19 protein-coding genes are annotated in these 18,028 nt (G+C 71.7%); 11 read left to right on the plus strand and 8 right to left on the minus strand.

What is annotated here, in order from left to right:
- Window positions 1-3: 3 nt before the first annotated feature.
- From mreC to ACYVNR_RS09030, 4 genes are read left to right on the plus strand one after another with little or no spacing between them, the layout of a single operon-like run.
- Window positions 4-828, plus strand: coding sequence for a rod shape-determining protein MreC (gene mreC, locus ACYVNR_RS09015; RefSeq protein ID WP_461047808.1), 825 nt, complete (start codon window positions 4-6; stop codon window positions 826-828).
- Window positions 825-1,325, plus strand: a complete 501-nt coding sequence (locus ACYVNR_RS09020) for a rod shape-determining protein MreD (protein ID WP_461047809.1) — start codon at window positions 825-827, stop codon at window positions 1,323-1,325. Before mreC ends, ACYVNR_RS09020 begins: the two co-directional genes overlap by 4 nt.
- 29 nt (window positions 1,326-1,354) lie before the next feature.
- Complete coding sequence (locus ACYVNR_RS09025; RefSeq protein ID WP_461047810.1) at window positions 1,355-3,385, plus strand: peptidoglycan D,D-transpeptidase FtsI family protein; 2,031 nt, start codon at window positions 1,355-1,357, stop codon at window positions 3,383-3,385.
- Window positions 3,386-3,442: 57 nt separating this feature from the next.
- The gene (locus ACYVNR_RS09030) at window positions 3,443-4,579 is read left to right on the plus strand and encodes an FUSC family protein (protein WP_461047811.1); all 1,137 of its coding nucleotides are present in this window, start codon (window positions 3,443-3,445) and stop codon (window positions 4,577-4,579) included.
- A 130-nt stretch (window positions 4,580-4,709) separates the two neighbouring features.
- Here ACYVNR_RS09030 and mctP read toward each other — a convergent pair whose 3' ends face one another.
- Both mctP and ACYVNR_RS09040 read right to left on the minus strand, forming a co-directional pair.
- Entirely contained in the window at window positions 4,710-6,383 is a 1,674-nt protein-coding gene (gene mctP / locus ACYVNR_RS09035) for a monocarboxylate uptake permease MctP (RefSeq protein WP_461047812.1), read from the minus strand.
- Window positions 6,380-6,682 carry a DUF3311 domain-containing protein gene (locus ACYVNR_RS09040; RefSeq protein WP_045190528.1) on the minus strand — a complete coding sequence of 101 codons (303 nt, stop codon included), beginning with the start codon at window positions 6,680-6,682 and terminating at the stop codon, window positions 6,380-6,382. The genes mctP and ACYVNR_RS09040 overlap by 4 nt, the downstream gene beginning before the upstream one ends.
- A gap of 176 nt (window positions 6,683-6,858) precedes the next feature.
- Here ACYVNR_RS09040 and lpdA point away from each other — a divergent pair, with 176 nt between their 5' ends.
- Window positions 6,859-8,256: a dihydrolipoyl dehydrogenase gene (lpdA, locus tag ACYVNR_RS09045; protein ID WP_045190526.1), complete on the plus strand. Its 1,398-nt coding sequence runs from the start codon at window positions 6,859-6,861 to the stop codon at window positions 8,254-8,256.
- 26 nt (window positions 8,257-8,282) lie between these two features.
- Window positions 8,283-9,092, plus strand: coding sequence for a hypothetical protein (locus tag ACYVNR_RS09050; RefSeq protein WP_461047813.1), 810 nt, complete (start codon window positions 8,283-8,285; stop codon window positions 9,090-9,092).
- 89 nt (window positions 9,093-9,181) lie between these two features.
- On the opposite strand, the gene ACYVNR_RS09055 is transcribed toward ACYVNR_RS09050, so the two are convergent.
- Entirely contained in the window at window positions 9,182-9,340 is a 159-nt protein-coding gene (locus ACYVNR_RS09055; protein WP_458800620.1) for a DUF6131 family protein, read from the minus strand.
- Between the two features lie 238 nt (window positions 9,341-9,578).
- Between ACYVNR_RS09055 and rpsO the strand changes: the two genes are divergently transcribed.
- Together rpsO and ACYVNR_RS09065 are read left to right on the plus strand one after the other, a co-directional pair.
- The gene (rpsO, locus tag ACYVNR_RS09060; RefSeq protein WP_045190522.1) at window positions 9,579-9,848 is read left to right on the plus strand and encodes a 30S ribosomal protein S15; all 270 of its coding nucleotides are present in this window, start codon (window positions 9,579-9,581) and stop codon (window positions 9,846-9,848) included.
- Between the two features lie 179 nt (window positions 9,849-10,027).
- On the plus strand, window positions 10,028-12,283 hold the full coding sequence (locus ACYVNR_RS09065) for a polyribonucleotide nucleotidyltransferase (RefSeq protein WP_461047814.1): 2,256 nt from the start codon (window positions 10,028-10,030) through the stop codon (window positions 12,281-12,283).
- 72 nt (window positions 12,284-12,355) lie between these two features.
- Here the strand turns inward: ACYVNR_RS09065 and ACYVNR_RS09070 are convergent, their stop codons facing one another.
- Window positions 12,356-13,921 carry an FG-GAP-like repeat-containing protein gene (locus ACYVNR_RS09070; RefSeq protein WP_461047815.1) on the minus strand — a complete coding sequence of 522 codons (1,566 nt, stop codon included), beginning with the start codon at window positions 13,919-13,921 and terminating at the stop codon, window positions 12,356-12,358.
- Window positions 13,922-14,099: 178 nt separating this feature from the next.
- On the opposite strand from ACYVNR_RS09070, the gene dapB reads away from it, so the two are divergent.
- Genes dapB through ACYVNR_RS09085 form a run of 3 tightly spaced genes read left to right on the plus strand, consistent with a single transcriptional unit; the run spans window position 14,100 to window position 15,983 of the window.
- Window positions 14,100-14,897 (plus strand): 4-hydroxy-tetrahydrodipicolinate reductase, encoded by a 798-nt coding sequence (gene dapB / locus ACYVNR_RS09075; RefSeq protein ID WP_461047816.1) that lies wholly within the window; start codon window positions 14,100-14,102, stop codon window positions 14,895-14,897.
- A gap of 9 nt (window positions 14,898-14,906) precedes the next feature.
- Window positions 14,907-15,806: an oxygen-dependent tRNA uridine(34) hydroxylase TrhO gene (trhO, locus tag ACYVNR_RS09080; protein ID WP_461047817.1), complete on the plus strand. Its 900-nt coding sequence runs from the start codon at window positions 14,907-14,909 to the stop codon at window positions 15,804-15,806.
- A 33-nt stretch (window positions 15,807-15,839) separates the two neighbouring features.
- A complete protein-coding gene (locus ACYVNR_RS09085) occupies window positions 15,840-15,983 on the plus strand; it encodes a hypothetical protein (RefSeq protein WP_458800610.1) in 144 nt (47 codons plus the stop codon).
- Between the two features lie 4 nt (window positions 15,984-15,987).
- Here the strand turns inward: ACYVNR_RS09085 and ACYVNR_RS09090 are convergent, their stop codons facing one another.
- The 4 genes from ACYVNR_RS09090 to ACYVNR_RS09105 are packed head-to-tail and all read right to left on the minus strand — an operon-like array spanning window position 15,988 to window position 17,991.
- Window positions 15,988-16,350: an MmcQ/YjbR family DNA-binding protein gene (locus tag ACYVNR_RS09090; protein ID WP_461047818.1), complete on the minus strand. Its 363-nt coding sequence runs from the start codon at window positions 16,348-16,350 to the stop codon at window positions 15,988-15,990.
- Window positions 16,351-16,352: 2 nt separating this feature from the next.
- A complete protein-coding gene (locus ACYVNR_RS09095) occupies window positions 16,353-16,667 on the minus strand; it encodes an AzlD domain-containing protein (RefSeq protein ID WP_045190583.1) in 315 nt (104 codons plus the stop codon).
- Window positions 16,664-17,314, minus strand: coding sequence for an AzlC family ABC transporter permease (locus tag ACYVNR_RS09100; RefSeq protein WP_458800605.1), 651 nt, complete (start codon window positions 17,312-17,314; stop codon window positions 16,664-16,666). Before ACYVNR_RS09100 ends, ACYVNR_RS09095 begins: the two co-directional genes overlap by 4 nt.
- 47 nt (window positions 17,315-17,361) lie before the next feature.
- A complete protein-coding gene (locus ACYVNR_RS09105; protein WP_461047819.1) occupies window positions 17,362-17,991 on the minus strand; it encodes a GNAT family N-acetyltransferase in 630 nt (209 codons plus the stop codon).
- Window positions 17,992-18,028: the final 37 nt, after the last annotated feature.

Here is an 18,028-nt window from a genome sequence, read left to right on the forward strand (position 1 = left end):
CGTATGCCGTCCACCGCCCGCCGCCGCCTCCTCGTCGTCCTGGCGTCGTTGACCGTCGCGCTGTTGCTCGCCGACCTCGCCGGCTGGGGCGTGACCGACGGCGTGCGTCGGGCCGGAGCCGTCGTCCTGGGACCCGTGCAGCGGGCACTGTCCGGGGCGCAGCCCGACGCGCTCACCGCCCTCGAGCGCGAGAACGTGCGGCTGCGCACGCAGCTCGCCGACGAGCGACGACGCGCCGCCGACCTGGGCCGCCTCGACGAGCTGCTCGGCTCCACCACCACGGCAGGTCGCACGCTGGTTCCGGCCCGTGTCGTCGCCAGCGACCTGAGCCCCCTCGGCGGACGCACGGTGACGCTCGACGTCGGCTCGCGCGACGGGGTCCGCGCCGACTCCACGGTCGTCTCAGCCGAGGGCCTGGTCGGTCGGGTCGTGTCCGTGGCGCCGTGGACGAGCGACGTCCAGGTGCTCGGCAGCGCAGGTTCCGTCGTCGCCGTGCGGGTCGGCCCCGCCGGAACCCTCGGCACGGTGAGGACCCCGGTCGCGGGAGACGTCGAGTCGCGCCCCCGCGGGTCCCTGAGCCTGTCCACCATCGCGCCAGGCACCGCCGTCGTGGGCGACGTCGTGCGCACCCTGGGGAGCGTCGACGAGACGCCGTATGCCGCCGGCGTCGTGGTCGGCACGGTGACCGCGGTCGATCCCGACCACGGCCAGCTCACCCGAGGTGCGACGGTGCGCCCGGCAACCGACCCCGACGCGATCGACGTCGTCGCCGTCATCGTGCCGACCGCCCGCTCGACGCCACGCAGCGCGACGGGGGCCACCCGGTGAGGCCGACGCTGCTGGGAGTGCTGCGCACGGCATACGTCGTCGGGGCGGCCCTGACGACGGCGACCCTGCTCCCACGGCTCGGCGTGCCGCAGCAGTGGGTGCCCGACCTCGTGCTGGTCGGGGTCGTCGCCACCGCCGTGCTGAGAGGGCCGGTGCACGGCGCGCTCGCGGGTCTGCTGGCCGGTTGGGTCGTCGAGCTGGTGCCACCGGTCGGCAGCCCGCTGGGCCTGATGCCCCTGGTCGGCATGCTGGCCGGCTTCGTCGCGGGGCTGTTCCGGCGCTCGTCGTCACGGTCGTGGCTGCGGGCGCCCGCGGCCCTGGTCTGCGCCGCGGTCGTGGTGCTCGCGGGTCGGGTGGCCTCGGCCGTGCTCGCCGAGGGCGGGGTCGAGCCGGCCGTCGACGCCTCGCGACTCGCCTCGACCGTGGTCCTGGGCGCCGTGCTGCTGCCGGCCCTGCTCGTGGTCGACCGCGCCCTCGTGCGGCGGAGGCTCGGGTGACGGGCGTCGGCCGGCGACCGGGAGCCCGGGTGCCGCGGTGGACGAGGCGACGGCTGGGGCGACGTGCGCGGCGGCGGGTCGGTGTCGCCGGGGTGGTGCTCGTGCTGCTCGTCACCCTCTTCGGACTGCTGCTCGGCCGGCTCGGGCAGCTCCAGCTCGTCCAGGGCCCGCAGCTGGCGCGCGCCGCGACGACGGTGAACACGCGCACGGTCACCGACCACGCCCTGCGTGGACGCATCCTCGACCGCAGGGGCGCCCCGTTCGTCGCGAACACCTACGACACCGTCGTCACGGTGCAGCGCTCGGTGCTCGTCGAGGCGGAGGACGGCGGTCGTGACCTCGTGACCCGCGTCGCCGCAGTGCTCGGGCTGCCCTTCGACCGGCTGTGGGGCAAGACGATGCTCTGCGGAACGGCCGGGGCACCGCCGGCGCCGGCGTGCTTCAACGGCTCGCCCTACGTGCCGATCCCGCTCGCGTCCGGGGTCGACGCGCGGGGCGCCCTCACCCTCGTCGAGCAGCCGGAGAAGTTCCCCGGCGTCGACGTCGCCACGTCACCCGCTCGCGACTACGCCCGTCCCGCAGGCGCGCTCGCGCCGCACCTGATGGGCTGGGTGGCCCGCGCCAACGCCGACGAGGTCACCGGCAGCGGGGGTCGGGTCGACGCCGACGACGTCGTCGGCCGGTCGGGCCTCGAGGCCCAGTACGACTCGGTCCTGCGCGGCACCAACGGCCGCACTGTCGTGGCCATCGACCCGCGGGGCATCGTCACCGACACCGTCGACGTCACGCCGCCGGTGTCGGGCCGCGACGTCGTCACCCACCTCGACGCACGACTGCAGGCCCGCACCGAGGCCGCGCTGGCGCGCGCAGTGACGCACGCCCACGCGCTGAAGTTCCGGGCCGACACGGGCGCGGCCGTCGTCGTCGACGTGACGAACGGCGCGGTCGTCGCCGCCGCGAGCTACCCCTCCTACGACCCGGCCGCGTTCGCGGGTGGGATCACCAGCGCCGAGCTCGCCCGGCTGACGAGCCCGGCGGCCGGCAGCCCCCTCACGTCCCGGCTGACGGCCGAGACGTTCCCGCCGGCCTCGACCTTCAAGGTCGTCTCCGTGCCGGCAGCGGTCAACGCCGGCGCGAAGCTCACCGGCCGCTACGACTGCTCGCCCGACGTGTCGATCGGCGGCCGCACCTTCAACAACTTCGAGTCCCGCGGCTACGGCCTCATCGACCTGCACCGGGCGCTCGTCGTCTCGTGCGACACGGTCTTCTACCGGCTCGCGTATGCCGCTTGGCTGGCCCAAGGAGGCCTGGCCGCGCCGCCGGGCGCCGTCGACCCGTTCGTCGCGATGGCCAAGGCCTTCGGCCTGGGCCGGCGCACCGGCATCGACATCCCGGGCGAGGCGGCCGGCCGGGTGCCCGACCGCGTCTGGAAGGAGGACCACTGGCTCGCGACGAAGGACGCGAGCTGCCGGCGGGCCGCCGGCGGCTACCCGGAGGTCGCGCGCACCGACCGTGCCCGCGCCGACTACCTCAAGCGGCTCGCGACCGAGAACTGCGCCACCGGCTACCAGTACCGCGCCGGCGACGCCGTCAACTTCTCGATCGGCCAGGGCGACACCGCGGTCACCATCCTCCAGATGGCCGGCGTCTACGCCGCCATCGCCAACGGCGGCACGCTGTGGCAGCCCCAGGTCGCAGCCGCCTTCCGCGCGCAGGACGGCTCGACCACCCCGATCGCGCCGAAGCGGGTCGGCACGGTGCCCCTGCGCGCCGACGTCCTCGCATACGTGCGGGCCGCCCTCGGCGACGTCACCCGGCCGGGCGGCTCGGCGGGCACGGCGTTCGCCGGCTTTCCGCAGTCCCGCTACCCGGTGGCCGGCAAGACCGGCACCGGCGAGGTCTTCGGCAGGCAGGCCACCGCCTGGTTCGCCGGCTACGGCCCGACGACGAAGCCGAGGTATGCCGTCGTGGTGGTCGTCGGGCAGGGCGGCTCCGGCTCGAAGGTGGCGGCCCCTGCCGTGCGCCAGATCTTCGATGCCATCCTTGCCCTGGGGTTGTAGGCGCCGGCCGCGGCCGGCCTGCGACATCCGACCCCGACCTGACGAGAGGGTGCGAGCGTGGACGACTACCTGAGGAGCGACGCCCCGGTCATCCAGGTTCTCGACCGGGCCTGGGACCGCAGCCGGCTCAGCGCCCGCACGCGGTTCGAACGGCTCCGCACGCGGGCCTTCCTGCTCGTGCAGTCGGCGGTGGCCGCGGGTGTGGCGTGGTGGTTCGCGACCGACGTGGTCGGTCACCCGTCGCCCTTCTTCGCGCCGATCGTGGCCGTCATCTGCCTCGGCATGTCCTACGGCCAGCGGCTCCGGCGCGTCTTCGAGGTCGCGATCGGTGTCGCCGTCGGGGTCTTCACCGCCGACGTGTTCGTGCACCTCGCAGGCAGCGGGCCCTGGCAGATCTCCGCCGTCGTGCTCGTGTCGATGGCCATCGCGACCCTGCTGCACGGCAGCGCGGTCATCGTCACGCAGTCCGCCGTGCAGGGCATCGTCATCGCGGCCCTCGTCGCCAGTCCCGGTCAGGCGTTCAACCGGTGGACCGACGCGCTCATCGGCGGCGGCATCGCGCTCGTGGCCGCGACCGTGGTGCCGCAGGCGCCGCTGCGTCGACCACGGGTGGCGGCCGCGGCGGCCGTGCGCAAGATCGGCGAGCTGCTGCGCCGGGCGGCCGCCAGCGCGCGTGACGGCGACGTGCCGGCGGCGGCCGAGGTGCTCGCCTCGGCCCGTGCCACCGAGTCGCTGCTGCGCGAGCTCGGTTCGGCCGCTGACGAGGGCCTCTCGGTGCTGACCTCGTCGCCGTTCAAGCGGCAGCACGCGGCCGGCGTGCGCAAGATGGTCGACCTCGTCGAGCCGCTCGACCGGGCGATGCGCAGCACCCGCGTGCTGGTACGCCGGGTGACCGTCGCCGTGGGGCGTGGCGAGCCGCTGCCGCCGGGTTACGTCGAGGTGCTCGTCGAGCTCGCCGCCGCCACCGACGTCGTCGGTCGGGCCCTGTCCGAGAACGCGTCACCCGAGATCGGGCGGACTGCCCTGCTCGAGGTGGCGAGGGCGACCGCGACGCTGCCGCGCACGTCGAGCCTCGCGACCGAGACGGTGCTCGCGCAGATCCGCTCGACTGTGGTCGACCTGCTCCAGGTGACCGGCCTCGACGTCGACCAGGCCATCGCCGCGGTGCCCCCCGAGCGCCCCCGGGACACCTGACGCGTCACCGATCGAGAGAACGCTGCGTCACGGGCGGTGGCGGTGGCGGTGGCGGGGGAGAGGGGGAGACGGCGAAGGGCCGGGTCCTCGCGGACCCGGCCCTCCGGCATACGTGCTCGGTCGACTGGTGTCAGTTCGACGGGGTGTACTCGTGCGGACCCGTCTCGAGCTTCTGGACGCGGGGGTCACCCGCGTCGGCGAAGTAGTCGGCCGGGATGGTCTCGTCGACGCCCTCGGGAGCCTTCACGGCCCGGAGGACGAGGGTGAGGACCGCGGCCACGATGACGTTGATCGCGAACGCGGTGAGCGCGATGTAACCGAGCTGGCCGATGACCGGGATCGAGGCGACCGACCCGGCGAAGGGCGCACCCGTCGCCTTGTTCGTCACGTTGTACGCGCCGAGCGTGCCGTAGACCATGCCGACCGCCCAGCCGGCGAGCAGCGCCCACCGGTGGAACCAGCGCGTGTAGAGGTAGAACACGAGCGACGGGAACGTCTGGAGGATCCAGATGCCGCCGAGCAGCTGGAAGTTGATCGCGTTGCTCTTGTCGAGGAGCAGCACGAACAGCAGCGCGAACGTCTTGACGACCAGCGAGGTGACCTTCGAGACCTTGGCCTCCTGCTGGACCGTCGCGTCGGGCTTGATCCACGCCTTGTAGATGTTGCGCGTGAAGGTGTTGGCGGCGGCGATCGACATGATCGCGGCCGGCACCAGCGCGCCGATCGCGATCGCGGCGAAGGCGATGCCCGCGAACCACGACGGGAACATGTCCTCGAACAGCTGGGGCACGACCAGCTGCGCGTTCGGCTTGCCGTCGAGACCGATCGGCTTGGTGCCGGCGGCGATCGCGACCCAGCCGAGCAGCGCCAGCAGGCCGAGGAGGAACGAGTACGCCGGCAGGATCGAGGCGTTCTTGCGGATCGTGTTGCGGTTCTTGGCCGACAGGCTCGCCGTGATCGAGTGCGGGTACATGAACAGGGCCAGGGCCGAGCCGAGGGCCAGCGTGCCGTACGCCCAGTACGCCTTGTCGCCGGGGATGAAGACGTTCTTGTTGCCCGTGGCCGCGTTCGTGGTCGTCGTCATCTTCTCCTTGGCCGCGTCGAAGATGTGGTCCCAACCCCCGACCTTCGAGGGCAGGTAGATCACCGCGACGATGATGACGAGGTAGATGAGGATGTCCTTGACGAACGCGATGATCGCAGGCGCGCGCAGGCCCGACGTGTACGTGTAGAGCGCGAGCACGAGGAACGCGATGAAGATCGGCGCGTCCTTCGCGATGATGTTGCCGCCGCCACCGACACCGGCCACCTCGAGCACGGCCTGGATGCCGACGAGCTGGAGGGCGATGTAGGGCATCGTCGCGAGGAAGCCGGTGACCGCGACGGCCAGCGACAGCCCGCGCGAGCCGGACCGGCCGTGCACGAAGTCGGCGGGCGTCACGTAGCCGTGGCGGTGCGACACCGACCACAGGCGCGACATGAACACGAAGATGATCGGGTAGAGCACGATCGTGTAGGGCACGGCGAAGAAGCCGTTGACGGCGCCGAAGGCGAACATCGCGGCGGGCACGGCGACGAAGGTGTAGGCGGTGTAGAGGTCGCCGCCGAGCAGGAACCACGTGATCCACGTGCCGAAGGAGCGGCCGCCGAGTCCCCACTCCTCGAGGCTCTCCATGCTCTCGGGGCGACGCCACCGCGCGGCCCAGAAGCCGGCAGCCGCGACGACGACGAAGAAGAAGATCAGCACGGCCAGCGCGACGCCGTTGACGCCCGTGTTGGTGGCCGCGGGGGCGATGGCGCTCATCGGAGGCCGTCCTCTCGGGACTCGTCGTCGAGGTACGCGTCACCCTCGGGGTTCATGGGGACGTGGGGCCGGGCCTTGAGGACGATCCGGTACGCCGTGTAGGTGAAGACGGAGCAGATCACGACCCAGAGGAACTGGTACCAGATGAAGAACGGGAAGCCCGCAACGCGCGGCTCGTCCTTGGCGTAGGTGCCGACGAGCATGAGGGCGACGACGGGTATGGCGAGGAGCACGCCGGCGAGAGCCAACAGGCCCTTGTTCGCCGGTGGCGCCTGGTGGCGATGCGGAGTGGTGCTCACGCGAGTGACCTCCGTTGGTCGGGGCCGGATGGGTTCGGCCGTGCGTCGCGGAACTTACTCTCGCGAGCACGCGTCATGTGGCCTGCGACACAGCCATTTCCGCAGATGGTTGCTGATCGTGACGTACCCCTGGACGCCGTCTCGAAGCCGTCTGGCGCACGGATAGGCTGTGCGCCATGGCTGATTTCGATGTCGTTGTGCTCGGTGCCGGTCCTGGTGGCTACGTCGCGGCGATCCGCGCGTCGCAGCTCGGCAAGAAGGTCGCCGTGGTCGAGAAGCAGTACTGGGGCGGCGTCTGCCTCAACGTCGGCTGCATCCCGAGCAAGGCCCTGCTCAAGAACGCCGAGCTGTCGCACACCCTGACCCACGAGAAGCAGAAGTACGGCATCGAGGGCGACGCCACGATGAGCTTCGGCCCGACGCACGCCCGCAGCCGCAAGGTGTCCGAGGGCATCGTCAAGGGCGTCCACTTCCTGATGAAGAAGAACAAGATCGAGGAGATCGACGGCTGGGGCACCCTCACCTCGGCCACGTCGATGGACGTCGCGCTCAACTCCGGCGAGAAGCGCTCGATCACCTTCGACAACCTCATCCTCGCGACCGGCTCCGTCACCCGGATGATCCCCGGCGTGCAGGTGAGCAAGAACGTCGTCACCTACGAGGAGCAGATCCTCGACCCCGAGCTGCCCGGCTCGATCATCATCGCCGGCTCCGGCGCCATCGGCGTCGAGTTCGCCTACGTCATGAAGAACTTCGGCGTCGACGTCACCATCGTCGAGTTCCTCGACCGCATGGTCCCGACCGAGGACGCCGACGTGTCCAAGGAGCTGCTCAAGCACTACAAGAAGCTCGGTGTGAAGGTCATGCTCGGCACCAAGGTCGAGTCGGTCGAGGACACCGGCTCGGGCGTGCGGGTCACCGTCAGCCCGGCGGCGGGCGGCGACCAGCAGGTGCTCGAGGCCGACCGGCTGCTGTCGGCGATCGGCTTCGCCCCGCGCACCGAGGGCTACGGCCTCGAGGCGACCGGCGTCCAGCTCACCGACCGCGGCGCGATCGAGATCGACGAGTTCTGCCGCACCAACGTCCCGAACGTCTACGCCATCGGTGACGTCACCGCGAAGCTCATGCTCGCGCACGTCGCCGAGGCCATGGGCATCGTCGCCGCAGAGACCCTCGCCGGGGTCGAGACGATGGCCATCGACTACCGCTTCATCCCGCGGGCGACCTACTGCCAGCCGCAGATCGGCTCGATGGGTCTCTCCGAGGCGCAGGCCAAGGAGGCCGGCCACGACGTCAAGACGGCGACGTTCCCGTTCTCCGCGAACGGCAAGGCCATGGGCCTCGGCGAGCCGGTCGGCTTCGTCAAGGTCATCGCCGACGCCGAGCACAACGAGATCCTCGGGGCTGCCCTCATCGGCCCCGACGTCACCGAGCTGCTGCCCGTGCTCAACCTCGCGCAGACGTGGGACCTCACCGCCGACGAGATCTCGCGCACCGTCTTCGCGCACCCCACCCTGGGCGAGGCCGTCAAGGAGGCCGTCCACGGCATCGCCGGCCACATGATCAACTTCTGACCCTCGGCGACCACGACGAGGGGCGTATGCCGTCCGGTCGGCTCACGAGGGCGCTCCCGCTGTGCGGGGGCGCCCTTGCGCCTTTGCTGCTGGCCCTCGTGCTCGGCGGCTGCACGACCCAGACGACCGAGCCGCAGCCTAGCCCGTCCATCCCGTCGATCTCGTCGGACTCGTCGGACTCGGTGGGCTCGTCGAACCGGACCGGCCGGGTGATGCCCGGCACCGGGATGACGCCCGTGCCGGAGCAGGTGACGTGCTTCGTCGAGAAGGACCTGTCGCCGGACCTCCAGCTGCAGCCCGGGGAGCTGTGGCCCGGTGCAGCGCAGGAGCGGTCGGTGGCCCAACGATTCACCAGGCTCGACGCCGAGGGCTGCGCCCCGACGGCGAAGCCTCCGGGCGACTGCGAGCGAGGGGCGTTCCCCTGGGTCCTGTCCCAGGACCGAGCGACCTACGCGTGGTCCGGCGCGCGCTCGGTCGTCGCCGGCATCGCGGCGGCACGGCTGGCTGCCGGTCCCGGCGTCTCCAGGGGCGACGTCGCGCTCGAGTACGTCCTGCTGCGCTTCGACCGGGGCGACCCGGCGCGCGCCACGACGAGCAGCCTGCTCTCCGAGATCGTCCGGCGCTGCGGCCACGCACGACCCGGCAACCTCGGCGGCGCGACGGGCCTCGTCGCGACCCAGCAGAGCTTCTTCGGTGCGGGCCACCCGGCGGCGCGGGGGGTCCTCGTCAGGGAGGGTGACGACCTGCTCTGGCTGCTGCTCGACGGTGGCGCGTGGTCGTCGGCCTCCGAGGAGCATGCGGTCGGGCTGGCCGTCCGACGCCTCCGCGCCGGCTGACGCCCCTGAACGGCAGTCTGCCGGGGACAGCAGGACGCCCCCGCGAATCCCGCGGGGGCGTCCTGGAGGGTGCAGCTCGTGCGGCCCGATCAGTACCAGTGCTTCCTGCCACCGATGGCGCGACCCGTCGCACCGAGCACGTACAGGACGATGCCGACCACCAAGAGGATGGCCCCGATGGTCACCAGGATGCTGAGGGACTTAACGAGCAGTCCGATAATCAGCAGGATGAGTCCGAGAATGATCATGGTGTGGCGTGACTCCTTCAGATGTTGTCCCCGAGCAGAGTGTCCGTACCCGTCGGGCGCTCCGGAGCCACGCCGGACCGGTCACGAAACGGTCACACGGCCCGCCCGGCTCGATTAGGGGGGCGCTCCCGTGCGCTGTTACCCTTGGAGGCGCCGTAGTCCGGCCGCGGATCGATAGCGCCCAGGTGGACATGCCCTGGAGCACCGCGCAACGAGAAGAGAAGGAGTCGGTTCATCCATGCCTTTGGACGCTGACGTCAAGAAGAAGATCATGACCGAGTACGCCACCGTCGAGGGCGACACCGGCTCTCCCGAGGTGCAGATCGCGATGCTCACGCAGCGCATCAAGGACCTCACCGAGCACGCTCGGGCCCACAAGCACGACCACCACAGCCGTCGTGGTCTCCTCCTGCTCGTCGGCCGCCGCAAGCGCATGCTGCGCTACCTCGAGGCGACCGACATCGAGCGCTACCGTTCGCTGATCAAGCGACTCGGTCTGCGTCGATGAGTTCGTGACGAAAGGCGGTCACCGCGTTCTCGCGGGGACCGCCTTTCGTCGTAGGTGCGGGTCGGCGACGCTCGACCGCCGCACCGGGGCCGCCCGGCCCCAGAGAAGGAACAGCACGCAAACCCAGCACACAACGACGATGTGCGCGGGCACTTGAGAAAAAGAAAGCGAGGGCCCACATGGAGGGTCCAGACATCACCTTCGCCGAGGCCGTCATCGACAACGGCAGCTTCGGCACCCGCACGGTCCGGTTCGAGACCGGCCGCCTCGCCAAGCAGGCCGGCGGCGCCGTCACGGCCTACCTCGACGACGACACGATGCTCCTGTCGACGACGTCCGCCGGCAAGCAGCCGAAGGACCAGTTCGACTTCTTCCCGCTGACGGTCGACGTCGAAGAGCGCATGTACGCCATCGGCAAGATCCCCGGCAGCTTCTTCCGCCGTGAGGGCCGTCCCTCGACCGAGGCGATCCTCACCTGCCGTCTCATCGACCGCCCGCTGCGCCCGACCTTCAAGAAGGGTCTGCGCAACGAGGTCCAGGTCATCATCTCGGTGTTCTCGCTGAACCCCGACCACCAGTACGACGTGCTCGCCATCAACGCGGCCAGCGCCTCGACGCAGATCTCCGGCCTCCCGTTCTCGGGCCCCATCGGTGGCGTGCGCGTCTCGCTCATCGACGGCCAGTGGGTCGCCTTCCCGAACTTCTCCGACATCGAGCGCTCGGTGTTCGACATGGTCGTCGCGGGTCGTGTGGTCGGTGACGACGTGGCGATCATGATGGTCGAGGCCGAGTCCACCGAGTCGACGTGGGACCTCGTCAAGAACGAGGGCAAGCAGGCGCCGACCGAGGAGGTCGTGGCCGAGGGCCTCGAGGCCTCCAAGAAGTTCATCAAGCAGCTGTGCGAGGCCCAGGCCCAGCTCGCTGCCGAGGCCGCCAAGCCGGTCCAGGACTTCCCGGTCTTCCTCGACTACGAGGACGACGTCTACGCCGCCGTCGAGTCCGCCGTCGAGGCCGACACGACCGCTGCCCTGACGATCGCCGGCAAGCAGGAGCGCGAGGAGCGCCTCGACGAGATCAAGGCCGCCGTCAAGGCGCAGCTCGCCGAGCAGTTCGAGGGGCGTGAGAAGGAGGTCTCGGCCGCCTTCCGCTCCGTGCAGAAGAAGCTCATCCGCCAGCGCATCCTGCGCGACAAGGTCCGCATCGACGGCCGTGGCCTCGCCGACATCCGCGCCCTGGGCGCCGAGGTCGAGGTCCTGCCGCGCGTGCACGGCTCGGCGATCTTCGAGCGTGGCGAGACCCAGATCATGGGTGTCACGACGCTCAACATGCTCAAGATGGAGCAGCAGCTCGACACGCTGAGCCCCGTCACGCGCAAGCGCTACATGCACAACTACAACTTCCCGCCCTACAGCACCGGTGAGACCGGCCGCGTCGGTTCGCCGAAGCGCCGCGAGATCGGTCACGGCGCCCTGGCCGAGCGTGCGCTCATGCCGGTCCTGCCGACGCGCGAGGAGTTCCCCTACGCGATCCGCCAGGTGTCCGAGGCTCTCGGCTCCAACGGCTCGACGTCCATGGGCTCGGTCTGTGCCTCGACCCTCTCGCTGCTCAACGCCGGTGTGCCGCTGCGCGCCCCGGTCGCCGGCATCGCGATGGGCCTCGTGTCCGACACCGTCGACGGTGAGACGCAGTACGCGGCGCTCACCGACATCCTCGGTGCCGAGGACGCCTTCGGCGACATGGACTTCAAGGTCGCCGGCACCAAGGAGTTCGTCACGGCCATCCAGCTCGACACGAAGCTCGACGGCATCCCCGCCACCGTGCTCGCCGGCGCGCTGACCCAGGCCCGCGACGCGCGTCTGCACATCCTCGACGTCATGGCCGAGGCCATCGACGTGCCCGACGAGATGAGCCCGTACGCGCCGCGCATCATCACGGTGAAGGTCCCCGTCGACAAGATCGGTGAGGTCATCGGCCCGAAGGGCAAGATGATCAACCAGATCCAGGACGACACGGGCGCCGACATCTCGATCGAGGACGACGGCACGGTGTTCATCGGCGCCGTCGACGGCCCGTCCGCCGAGGCCGCGCGTGCGGCGATCAACGCGATCGCCAACCCGCAGATGCCCGAGGTCGGGGAGCGGTTCCTCGGCACCGTCGTCAAGACGACGACCTTCGGCGCGTTCGTCTCGCTGCTGCCCGGCAAGGACGGCCTGCTGCACATCTCCGAGGTGCGCAAGCTCGTCGGCGGCAAGCGGATCGACAGCGTCGACGACGTCGTCAAGGTCGGCCAGAAGGTCCAGGTCGAGCTCAAGGAGATCGACCCGCGCGGCAAGCTCAGCCTCGCCGCGGTCCTTCCCGACGGCGAGGGCGACAAGGCCGGCGACAAGGCCGGCGACTCGGAGCCTGCCGACGCCGAGGCGCCCGCGGAGGTCTGACCTCCACGGTCCGAACGGATCACGAGCGGCCCGTCACCCCGGTTGGGGTGGCGGGCCGCTCGCCGTCCGGGGTCAGAAGAGCGCGTTGGCGATGTTCCACCCCGTGCTGACGAGGCGCGGCGTCGACCACCCGTTCGCCGGTGTGCGGGGGTAGAGGTAGAGCTGGCCCGTCGCCTTGCGGGCGAGCACGTCCCCGACCCGGTCGCCGGTGAAGTCGCCCGGCGACATGAGGGCGGTGAACTGGTTCCACCCCGCGCCCACCCGGGTGGGCGCCGCGAAGCCGCCGCTGCCGTTGCCGGCGAACAGCCACAGGTACGCGGTCGACCGCTCGCGTGCCATGAGGTCGGGTCGCCCGTCGTTGCTGACGTCACCGACCGGCACGAGCAGGTCGTAGCGGTTCCAGCCGGTCGCGATCCGCACCCTGGCGCCCAGGCCGCCGCGGCCGTTGCCGCGGTAGAGGAACAGGTCGCCGTTCGAGGCCTGGCGGGCCAGCAGGTCGACCCTCTGGTCCCCGTTGAGGTCGCCCGGCCCGACGATGGCGTTCATGACGTTCCATCCGGTGCCGAGCAGGACGGCGGGCGCGATGAAGGCCCCCTTGCCGGTGCCCCGGAACATCCACAGGTAGCCGTTCGCCCGCTGGCGCACGACGACGTCCGGGCTGCCGTCTCCGCTGAGGTCACCGACGGTCTCGAGCGTGCTGTACGCGCTCCAGTTCGTCCCGATGGTGGCTCCGGCCGCGTGGCTGCCGTTGCCGTCGCCGGCGTAGAGCTTGAGGGCGCCGGAGGTCCACCGCGCGACGATGTCGCCACGCCAGTCACCGTTGAAGTCGCCGGTCGAGGCGGAGAGGTTCGACGTGGGCATCGGCAGGGCGCCGAAGTCGTACGTGCCACACGTCCGGTCGTAGTCCCACACGTCGTCCCACCACTGCGCGAGGTAGACCTTGCCTCCCGAGAAGCTGGGCTGGGTGCACCGGTCGAGGGCTTCGGTGGGGTAGTCGAGCCGTCCGGCCGTCGCCCACACCGGCACGCCGGGCAGCCACCACGACCCCGTGATCGACTGCCAGCCGGTGGCGTTCGCGTAGAGCCCGTAGGAGAACCCTGCCGCGCGCAGGCCCCGCATGATCCCTTCGATGACGTAGCGGTTCTCCTGGCGCTGGGCTGCGGTGCTCGAGGGCCAGGGCTGGCGCCGCGGCTCCGTGTCGCGGGGCTCGACGTCGATCCACACCATGCGCGGTTGCCAGCCCGCCACGCGACGGATCGACGCGGCGGCATACGTGGCCTCGGCGTAGCCGACGTTCGACAGGCGACCCGCTCGGCTGCTCGCCGACCATGGTCCGCTCGAGGCGTACGCGGTGAGCTGGGCTGCCGTCGGGAAGCCGGCCATCGTGTACGCGTGGGTAGGCTTGGCCAGTGCCGTGGCCCACCCCGCCTGGCTTGCGAGACAAGGGTTCTCGGTGAACGGCAGGCCGTTCGTGAGGCCGATGACCACGAACTGGGTGGACGTCGGCGGGACGGTCGAGGGGCACTGCGGCCACGAGATGTCGTGCCCGAAGAGGACGGCGGCCGACGCGGTGGGCTGGCCCGGCGCCACGAGGAGGCCGAGCACCACCCCGATGGCCGCGAGGGGGATGAGGGCCAAGCGTCGCAGCCTGGCCGGAATCCATTGGTATCGTGACGATTCGGGCATGCGAACCACTTCCTCCGTACTTCGATTGTCCCGCCCCGATGTCGCGGCAGCGCCCCCGTGTGACCTAGGAGTCCGTATGCCGTGGGGCAGGGGTCCCGACGCGCCGTGGCGGCCTCGTTACGCTGGGCCGGTGACCGAGACGACCGACACGACACGACAGCCGCAGCGCCCGCTCAAGGTCGCCGTCATCGGCGCGAAAGGCCGGATGGGCTCCGAGGCGGTGCGCGCCGTGGAGGCGGCCGAGGGGCTCAGCCTCGTCGGCGCCTACGGCTCTGGCGACCAGCTCGGCGACCTCGGCGGCGCCGACGTCGCGGTGGAGCTCACCGTCCCCGACGCGTCACCGGCCAACGTCGCCCACTGCGTGGAGCGCGGCATCCACGTGGTCGTCGGCACGACGGGCTGGGACGACGAGCGTCTCGACGTCCTGCGCCGACAGCTCGCCGACGCGCCCCCTGCCGGGACCGGCAACGGTGTGGGTGTGCTCATCGCGCCGAACTTCGCGATCGGTGCCCTGCTGCTGATGTCCTTCGCCGCCAAGGCCGCTCCGTTCTTCGAGTCGGTCGAGGTCATCGAGCTGCACCACCCGGCCAAGGTCGACGCGCCCTCCGGCACCGCGGCCCGCACCGCGGCGATGATCGGCCGGGCGCGGTCCGACGCCGGGTGCCCGGCCGTGCCCGACGCGACCACCCACGACCCCGACGGTGCGCGCGGGGCGAAGGTCGGCGGCGTACCCGTGCACTCGGTGCGCCTGCGCGGCCTCACCGCCCACCAGGAGGTGCTGCTCGGCAACGTGGGGGAGATGCTGACCCTCCGGCACGACTCCTTCGACCGCAGCAGCTTCATGCCGGGAGTCGTCGCGGCGGTCCGCGCGGTGGGCGACCACCCGGGGCTGACGGTCGGTCTCGAGCACTACATCGGCCTCGACTGAGGCCTCCGAGTGGCCATCCCGAAGGTCGTCCTCTTCTACGCCTTCCGACCCCTCGTCGACCCGGACGCGCTGCGGCTGTGGCAGCGTGACCTCTGCGAGGGTCTGGGGCTGCGGGGACGGATCCTGCTGTCCCGTCACGGGATCAACGCGACCGTCGGCGGCGACGTCACGGTGCTCAAGACGTACGTCCGCAAGACGCGGGAGTACGCCCCCTTCCACGACATCGACGTGAGGTGGAGCGACGGGACGGGGCTCGACGCCAGCGGACGCAGCCTCGACTTCCCCCGCCTGGTGGTCAAGGCCCGCGAGGAGATCGTGTCGTTCGGTGTGCCCGACGAGGTCGTGGTCGACGACAGCGGCATCGTCGGCGGCGGCACGCGGCTGAGCCCCGACGAGCTCGACGCCCTCGTCGCGGAGCGCGGCGACGAGGTGGTGCTGCTCGACGGGCGCAACGCGGTCGAGGCCGAGGTGGGGCGCTTCCGCGGCGCCGTCGTGCCCGACGTCCGGCACACCGCCGACTTCGTGCGCGAGCTCGACTCCGGCAGGTGGGACGACCTCAAGGGGCGCCCGGTGGTCACCTACTGCACGGGCGGCATCCGCTGCGAGGTGCTGACCAGCCTCATGCGCTCGCGCGGCTTCGAGGAGGTCTACCAGCTCGACGGCGGCATCGTGCGCTACGGCGAGCAGCGCGGCGACCGCGGGCTCTGGGAGGGCCGGCTCTACGTCTTCGACGAGCGGATGACGGTCCCCTTCACCGACGAGGCGGTCGACCTCGCGTCGTGCTCCCTCTGCGGCGCGTCGACGAGCAGGGTCGCCAACCGCGAGGACCTGCCCGGGCGCCCGCTGCGCCCGGTGTGTGACCGGCACGCCTGTGTCGAGGCGGCGTCCCGGGGTACGTCAGGGACGTAGGGGGCCGACACCCCGCACGACGAGGAGGACCTGATGAGCGGACAAGCAGCAGCGGTCGACCCGGTCAACGCCCAGCCCGAGAGCCAGTGCACCTGCGACAACTGCCCCGACGGCTGCACCTGTGACGGCTGCGTGTGCGAGGACTGCACCTGCGAGACCTGCGCCCACTCCGCTTGAGCGCTCAGGTGTGCCGGTCGCGCAGCTCGTCCGGCGCCCGCATGTGCCACGCGTCGGTGACGAGCTCGTCGAGTCTGGGCAGGGTCACGACGTCGAGCCGCAGCATGACGAGCGGCAGGCCGTCGTAGCCCGGAGCGGTGAAGAAGAGGTCCGGCTCGCCGAGCAGCAGGGCCTGCTTCTCCGCCTCGTCGCCGACGTAGAGCACCGCCACGTCGGTGCGGATGACGCGGCGCTGCCCCGGGATGCGCTCGGGCCAGGACCAGACGAAGCCCTTGCCGCCCACCCGGAAGTCGAAGCCCTCGCTCGGGACCTCCTCGACCTCGGGCAGCGCGAGCGCCAGCCTGCGCACGTCTTCGGCGTCGGCCACGGTCAGCCCCAGCCGAGGTGACGCAGCAGCGCCGCCGTGCCCGCACCGAGCACGACGACGACGATGAACGGGGCACGCAGCAGCAGGGCCACGACGGCGACCCCGACCGCGGCCACGCGCGCATCGAGGGTGAGTGACCCGTCGCGCTGCGTCAGCGTCTGCGTCGCGATGAGCGCCGCCAGCAGGGCGATGGGCAGCGCCGCGGTGACCCGACGCACCCGGGGGTCGTCGAGGACGCTGGCCGGCACGAGGTAACCGGCGAGCTTGAGGCCGAACGCGATCGCAGCCGCGAGCAGGATCGCCACCCAGAGCATCATGCGTCGCGCCCCCGCGGGGCCCGCCACACGATGAGCGCCGCGAACGCTGCGACGAGCACCGGGACGCCCAGCGGCAGGCTCGGCGAAAGGGCGATGGAGACGACGGCCGCGACGGCGGCCACGGCCACCGCGTCGCGACTGCGCAGCCGTGGCCAGAGCAGCGCCGTGAAGGCCGCGCACGCCGCGGCGTCGAGCCCGTAGGTGCGTGGGTCGCCCACCTGCGTGCCCAGCAGGGCACCCCCGAGCGTCGCGAGGTTCCAGAGCGTGAAGACGGCTCCGCCGGTGAGCCAGAAGCCGAGCCGTGAGGCACGCACGTCGTCCTGCGAGACCGCGACCGCGGTCGACTCGTCGATGGTCAGGTGCGCCGCACCGAGGCGCCGCAGGCCCGTGACCCCGAGCAGCTGGGTGAGCTCGAGCGCGTAGAGGCCGTTGCGCACCCCGAGCAGCGAGGAGGCGGCGATGGCGGCCGGCGCCGCCTGCACGCCACCGGCGACGATCCCGATGAAGGCGAACTGCGAGCCGCCGGTGAACATCAGCAGCGACAGCGCCATGGCCTGCCAGACGTCGAGGCCCGCCGCGACGGCCAGTGCGCCGAAGCTGATGCCGTACGCCCCCGTGGCGATCCCGACGGAGAGGGCCTCGCGCACGACGACCGTCCGTTCGGCACGGGGAAGGCCCCGTGGGTGCGCCTCCGTCACACCGTCTCCGGCTCGACCGAGGCCGACAGCCTCAGCTCGCGCACGGTGCCGCCCTCGGCGTCGACGACGCGCTCCCGGCGCGCGCCGTCGGCGATCATGCCCGCTGCCGTGAGGAAGGCCCGGGTCGCGTCGTCCGTCGCGAGGAGCCAGGCGGCGAGCTCGTCGCGGCCGCGGGCCCGTGCCGTGTCGACGACCGCGTGCAGCAGGCGCGAGCCGTGGCCCTGGCGTCGGGCGTCGGGGTGCACGCCGAGCACGAGCAGCTCGGCGGTGCCGGGACCGGCGTCGGCGTCGTCCGACGCCCCGACGGCCGCGAAGCCGACCACCTGCTCACCGGCGCACGCCACGAGCAGGACGCCGTCGCCGGACTGCCCACCCTCGAGCGTCGCGCGCCAGGCGTTGGCGAAGGGTCGGGGCTCGAACGCCGCGACGACCTCGGGAGCCAGCACGGCGGCATACGCCTCCCGGAAGACGACGGCCTGCACGAGCCCGACGGCCGGGGCGTCGGACGCGCGGGCCACCCGGACGCTCGCGTCCGCGACGGGGCCGCGCTCGTGGGCATGGTCATGTGCGTGGTCATGGGGGTGCTCGTGCGGGTGCTCGTGCGGGTGCTCGTGATGGTGGGCCACCACGGCATCCTCTCAACCCCGGCGCGCGCGTACGGGA

It is taken from the genome of Terrabacter koreensis, from assembly GCF_054783315.1.

Coding starts and splice junctions, on each gene's coding strand:
- ACYVNR_RS09050 (WP_461047813.1), top strand. CDS start 8,283: ATGCCGTCCGGTCGGCTCACGAGGGCGCTCCCGCTGTGCGGGGGCGCC.
- mreC (WP_461047808.1), top strand. CDS start 4: ATGCCGTCCACCGCCCGCCGCCGCCTCCTCGTCGTCCTGGCGTCGTTG.
- ACYVNR_RS09065 (WP_461047814.1), top strand. CDS start 10,028: ATGGAGGGTCCAGACATCACCTTCGCCGAGGCCGTCATCGACAACGGC.
- rpsO (WP_045190522.1), top strand. CDS start 9,579: ATGCCTTTGGACGCTGACGTCAAGAAGAAGATCATGACCGAGTACGCC.
- mctP (WP_461047812.1), bottom strand. CDS start 6,383: ATGAGCGCCATCGCCCCCGCGGCCACCAACACGGGCGTCAACGGCGTC.
- ACYVNR_RS09055 (WP_458800620.1), bottom strand. CDS start 9,340: ATGATCATTCTCGGACTCATCCTGCTGATTATCGGACTGCTCGTTAAG.
- ACYVNR_RS09085 (WP_458800610.1), top strand. CDS start 15,840: ATGAGCGGACAAGCAGCAGCGGTCGACCCGGTCAACGCCCAGCCCGAG.
- lpdA (WP_045190526.1), top strand. CDS start 6,859: ATGGCTGATTTCGATGTCGTTGTGCTCGGTGCCGGTCCTGGTGGCTAC.
- ACYVNR_RS09095 (WP_045190583.1), bottom strand. CDS start 16,667: ATGATGCTCTGGGTGGCGATCCTGCTCGCGGCTGCGATCGCGTTCGGC.